This is a genomic window from Actinophytocola sp. (assembly GCF_035942955.1).
GTDB lineage: Bacteria > Actinomycetota > Actinomycetes > Mycobacteriales > Pseudonocardiaceae > DASYTH01.
This window is the reverse complement of record NZ_DASZCQ010000025.1, coordinates 1-4,819: the sequence shown is the minus strand read 5'-3', so window position 1 is coordinate 4,819 and position 4,819 is coordinate 1. Positions and strand designations below refer to the sequence as shown.

Here is a 4,819-nt window from a genome sequence, read left to right as displayed (position 1 = left end):
CCCGCCGGACGCCGGCCGGCGGCACGGCCCGGCCCAGGGTGCGCCGGGCCGTGATGCTCGGCGTGGTCGGCGCGCTGGTGGCGTCCGCATACACCGGCTCCGCGCCGGCCGCGGCCGGGCCCATCGACGTCTTCCTCAACTACACCTGCGCCTTCCCCGCGGGACCGCGCGCCGTCCAACTCGAGGTCAGCGCGTTCTTCCCGGACCGGGTCATTCCCGGCCGGCAGATCCAACCCAGCGTGTCCTACTTCGTGACGCTCCCCCCGGAATCCGTGGCCGACCTGCGCGCGCTGGGAGCCGATACGGTCGGCGGGACCGCCCGCCTGGACGTGACGGTGCTCCAGGACGCGCCGAGCGACCCCGGCTGGCCCGGCCTGACACTGCTGGACTCGCCGCTCGATTCCGGACCGCTGTTCGCGTTCGGCGACGTGGCACCGACCACCATGGGAACCGGACCGGCCGTGTACCTCGCCGGCGGGCTCACCCTGGACCTGGCACCCACCAGCGGCGGAGTGCCGACCGATCCGCCGGTCCTGACCGGTACCTGCGGCCTCGACGCGGGCCAGGACCCGACGCTGGCCACCGTGCAACCGCTGACCGGGGTTCCGCCGGAATGCGGGAACATCCCCGCACCACCGGGCGGCTTTCCCAGCTGCGCGTTCATCAACGGGCACGCCAATGTGAACAAGCTGGGCGCCTCGATCCGGATCGAGCCTGGCCTGACCAACGTGGCCGTCGTCCCGCCGACCCAGGACGGTGACGTCCTCCGTGCCGACAACCCGGCGGAGCTGGTCGGCGGCAGGCTCCCGCCGATGACCGGCACCTTCCTCGCCTTCGGCTTCATGCCCGTCCTGGCCACCCTGGAGATGATCCAGGCCGGCCCCATGGTGGTCCACACCGAGGGCCTCGCCGTCGAGCCGTTCACCTTCTCCGTGCGGGCCTCGGCACAACTGGACGTCAGGGTGATCGCGGTGACGGTCAACGGCGTGCCGCTGGACGTCGGGCCGAACTGCCGGTCCGCGACACCGATGAACCTGGTGCTGGACGGCGGCACCCCGGATTACACCAACATCCTCAGAGGCGGTCCGCTGTCCGGGTTCGCCGACATCCCGCCGTTCGCCGGCTGCGGCACGACCGAGAACCTCGACCGGCTGTTGACCGGGATGGTGTCCAGCAACGGGAACTTCGTCAGGGCGCAGCAGGGTCCGGTCTGTGCCCCGGACTTCCCCGACGCCCAGGACGTCGTCTGCCCGCCGATGCCCGCCGAAGTGCCGCCGCCCGGCGCACGATGAGCGCGCTACTGACGAATTTCAGCATGCCAATATCCTCAGCCATCAGAAGACCCGCCGATCACCTTCCCCGCAATCCGGTGCCCGTGTTCCCAGTACCGCTTTTCCTGCAGCCCGGAGAAATACACCGTCTCCTTTGGTGGCGTATTGCGCACCATGGTCGACGTTCAGCCGGTAGGGCGCCGCGACTGCCCGCCTCCCGTGGGCATGGTCCGGGCGCGCAGCACCAGTTCCATCTCGAAGCGGCGGCGCGGGTCGTGCAGGCGGTCGTGGAAAGTCTCCTCGAGCAGGCGCATCCGGTAGCGCACGGTCTGCGGGTGCACGTTCAGCGCGGCGGCCATGTCCAGCACGCTCCCCTGCGTGTCCAGCCAGGCCCGCAGGGTCTCGAGCATCCGCTTCTGCTGCTTGGCGGTCATCGGCCGCAGCGGCGCGAGCAATCGGCGCTCGAGCTGGGCGAGCAGCCGGTCGTCCGAGCGCACCAGCAGGATCCACAGGTGATCGTCGCAGCGCACCACCTGCCCGGCGTCGAGCACGCCCTCCTCGGCCAGGGTGAGCGCCCTTCTGGCCCAGCGAAGGGAATCCGCGACCGACTCCAGCGGGACGCTGGGCCCGACCGACAGCAGGCACTCGGGCAGCACGGCCCGGATGGCGGCGATCCGCGCGCCGGTGGCCCGGCCCGGCACCAGCAGGTGCGGTTCGACGCCATCGAGCTCGACGAGGATGTCGGGGTCGAGCACTGGATGCCGCTGGTTGTGCCCGGCGCCCGGAAGTGCCTGCAGGGCAACGGGTGTGGCCGTCTCCGGGATCGGCCAGCCGACCAGATGGGCGAGCTCGGCGATCGCCCGGGCCGGCGCGGCCGGGGTTTCCATGATCAGCCTGAGCAGCCGGCGGCGCCATGTCTCCATGGCGCCCGCGGAGCAGGCCTTGGCCTCCAGGTAGCCGTCCAGTGCCACCGAGGCCAGCCGGTCCATGAACGCGAAGATGGCGTCGGCGAGCTGCGACATCACCGTCGACGACAACCCGTTTCGCTTGCCCACGCGCATGATCCGCCGCCAGGCCACGCGCGCGCCCACCCGGTAGGCCGCCTGCAGCGCGTCGAGGCTGCGACCCTCGCGCATCTCGTACTGCCCCAGCTTGCGGTGCACGTCGTGGCACTGCTCGGTGGACACGTCGGGATCGGCGATCTGGTCGACGAACAGCTCGGTCGCGTGCAGCACGCCGGCTCTGATCGCGGTGCCGTACGGGCCGTCGAGCGGCCTGGCGTAGGACGGGATGGTCGCGCGGATCTCGTCGACGATCTCGCCGGCGAGGCTGGGCAGCTCCGGCCGGAAGATGTCGGCGAGCTTGCGGGGCAACACGATCTCGTCGATCCGGTGGTCGACCGTCATCACGGCTCCTCGCGCATCACCACTGGCTCCACCAAAAGTTAACGCCATATGTCACATCGGGCAGGAACCAACGAACGACTTGTCAGCCATGTGACAGATTCACGCGCCGTTTTTGTTGGGATATGACAACTTTGGCACGAGCCGGTGGCCGGCGGGGAGGTCCTATGGTCGGTCGTCGCCCACGATCCGGTGCAGGGCGGCGACGTGGGTCCGGTACGCGGATCGGCCGGCCCTGGTGAGGCTGAGCCAGAGGCGCTGGCGGGTGTCGCGGACGGCGCGGCGGGACGTGACGTAGCCGGCGTCGGTGAGCAGTGCGATGTGCTTGCTGAGGGCGGACTTGCTGATCCCGAGCATGGTCAGCAGGGCGCCGAACTCGATCTCGCGCACGGGGTTCAGCGCGGCGCAGATCCGCAGCCGGACCGGGGCGTGGATGAGCTGGTCGAAGCCGTCCTCGGTGGCCGGCGGCTCGGTGTCGGGCAGGCGGGTCACGGGCGGGCGGCTCGGGCGCCGAGGGTCAGGGCGGTGCCGGCGAAGAGCACGAACACCAGCACGCCGGCGGCGATCGGCGCCCACCACGCGAGCCGCGCGGTGAACGCGCCCGCGAGGAGCACGGCCGCCGAGGGTCCGTACAGCACGGCAACTTCACGCGCCCGCATCGCGCTGCCGGTCCAGCCTTCGCAGACCCCGCGGGCCCGGTTCACGGCGACGGCGAGCCGGGTGAGGACGATCCCGACCGCAAGGCAGATCGCGACGCCCAGCCAGGCCGGCGGCAGGGTGGTCAGCGGGAGCAGGGCAAGGCCCGCCGCGGTGGTGAGCCAGTACCACGCGGGATATCCGGTCCATGCCACGCGTGCCCGGCTCCGCTCCGCCGAGGCCAGTGCCGCCGACGCCTCGGCCGGGCCGATCCGCCCATGAGTTTCCATGGCGGAAACTGTAGGGTTTCCGATATGGAAACACAAGGGCTAGGTCCACGGGAGGCTGGCGCGGTGGGCCCAGTAGTCGGGCGGTGGTTGGGCCAGCGTGGTCAGGTCCTCGTCGAGGTCGACGGTGGTGGCGGCGAGGTTGGAGTGGAGCTGGTCGACACCGGCGGGGCCGAGGAGAACGGTGTCGGCCCAGGGTTGGGCGAGGGCGGCGGCCAGGGCGATGGCGTCGGGGCCGACGTCATGGCGGGCGGCGAGGTGGGCGATCAGGGGCGGTGGGTCGACGGCGAGGCGGCCGTTCGCCAGCGCCTCCTTGACCAGGACGTGGACGCCCGCGTCGTGCGCGCGGGCGAGGACGGGGCCGGCCGAGGGTTCGAGCGGGTTCCAGGTGGACTGCACGGCGGTGAACAGGCGCCGCCCCTCCACTTCCAGGTCCAGCGCCCTTGCGATGGTCTCCGCCTGGGCCGGGCCGGACGTGGAGAAGCCCAGCCGGACACCGCTGCGGGCCAGTGCGGCCGTGAGCTCGTGGTCGTCGAACAGCGGGCTGTCCGGCGTGAGCGAGTGCACCTGGTAGAGGGCCAGCCGGTCGCCGAGCAGGCTCCTCGTCTGTCCGAACTGGTGGGTGAACCGGGCCAGGGTGTGCTCCTTGACCTCGTGCACCTCGGCGTCGAGCCGCCAGCCGCCGACGTAGGCGTAGCCCCACTTGCTGGAGACGGTGACGTCGGCGTGGCCGCGATCGGTGAGCCAGCCGGCGAGAAACTCCTCGGCGCGGCCGTAGGAGCGGGCGACGTCGACCCACCGGATCCCGGCGGCGTACGCGGCGTCGAGCACGGCCCAGCAGGCGGCGCGCATCTCCCCCACCGAACGCGTCGCCGGCAGCGCGCCCTCCCGCCCGAGGTTGATGTAGGCGGGGCGGCCGAGCGCGGCCAGGCCCACACCGAGACGATCGATCATGCCGGCAAGTCTTCCCGATGCCAGATTGGTGAGCATGTCCGTGCTGCGCCGCGCGTTGCGCATCCTCGACGCGTTCGAGGAGGCGCAGACCGGGCTGCGGCTGTCGGAGATCAGCCGGCGGTCCGGGGTGCCGCTGACCACGACCCACCGGATCGTCGGCGAGCTGCACGCGTGGGGCGCGCTGGAACGCGACCCCGCGGGCGAGTACCGGATCGGGCTACGGTTGTGGGAGGTGGCCGCGTTGGCCCCGCGATCCGTTGGGCTGCAA

General features: G+C 71.6%; 6 protein-coding genes. 2 read left to right on the top strand and 4 right to left on the bottom strand.

Annotated elements, in window-relative coordinates; all coding sequences use genetic code 11:
- A partial coding sequence (locus VGX25_RS01955; RefSeq protein WP_326915766.1) for a DUF6801 domain-containing protein occupies positions 1–1,292 on the top strand: 1,292 nt, incomplete at its 5' end.
- A gap of 164 nt (positions 1,293–1,456) precedes the next feature.
- Here VGX25_RS01955 and VGX25_RS01950 read toward each other — a convergent pair.
- From VGX25_RS01950 to VGX25_RS01935, 4 genes are all read right to left on the bottom strand, one after another.
- Entirely contained in the window at positions 1,457–2,677 is a 1,221-nt protein-coding gene (locus tag VGX25_RS01950; protein ID WP_326915765.1) for a helix-turn-helix domain-containing protein, read from the bottom strand.
- 162 nt (positions 2,678–2,839) lie between these two features.
- Positions 2,840–3,166: a transcriptional regulator gene (locus VGX25_RS01945; protein ID WP_326915764.1), complete on the bottom strand. Its 327-nt coding sequence runs from the start codon at positions 3,164–3,166 to the stop codon at positions 2,840–2,842.
- The gene (locus VGX25_RS01940) at positions 3,163–3,600 is read right to left on the bottom strand and encodes a hypothetical protein (RefSeq protein ID WP_326915762.1); all 438 of its coding nucleotides are present in this window, start codon (positions 3,598–3,600) and stop codon (positions 3,163–3,165) included. Before VGX25_RS01940 ends, VGX25_RS01945 begins: the two co-directional genes overlap by 4 nt.
- A gap of 39 nt (positions 3,601–3,639) precedes the next feature.
- Complete coding sequence (locus VGX25_RS01935) at positions 3,640–4,551, bottom strand: aldo/keto reductase (RefSeq protein ID WP_326915761.1); 912 nt, start codon at positions 4,549–4,551, stop codon at positions 3,640–3,642.
- A 34-nt stretch (positions 4,552–4,585) separates the two neighbouring features.
- Between VGX25_RS01935 and VGX25_RS01930 the strand changes: the two genes are divergently transcribed.
- On the top strand, positions 4,586–4,819 hold a 234-nt coding region (locus tag VGX25_RS01930), incomplete at its 3' end, for a helix-turn-helix domain-containing protein (RefSeq protein ID WP_326915760.1).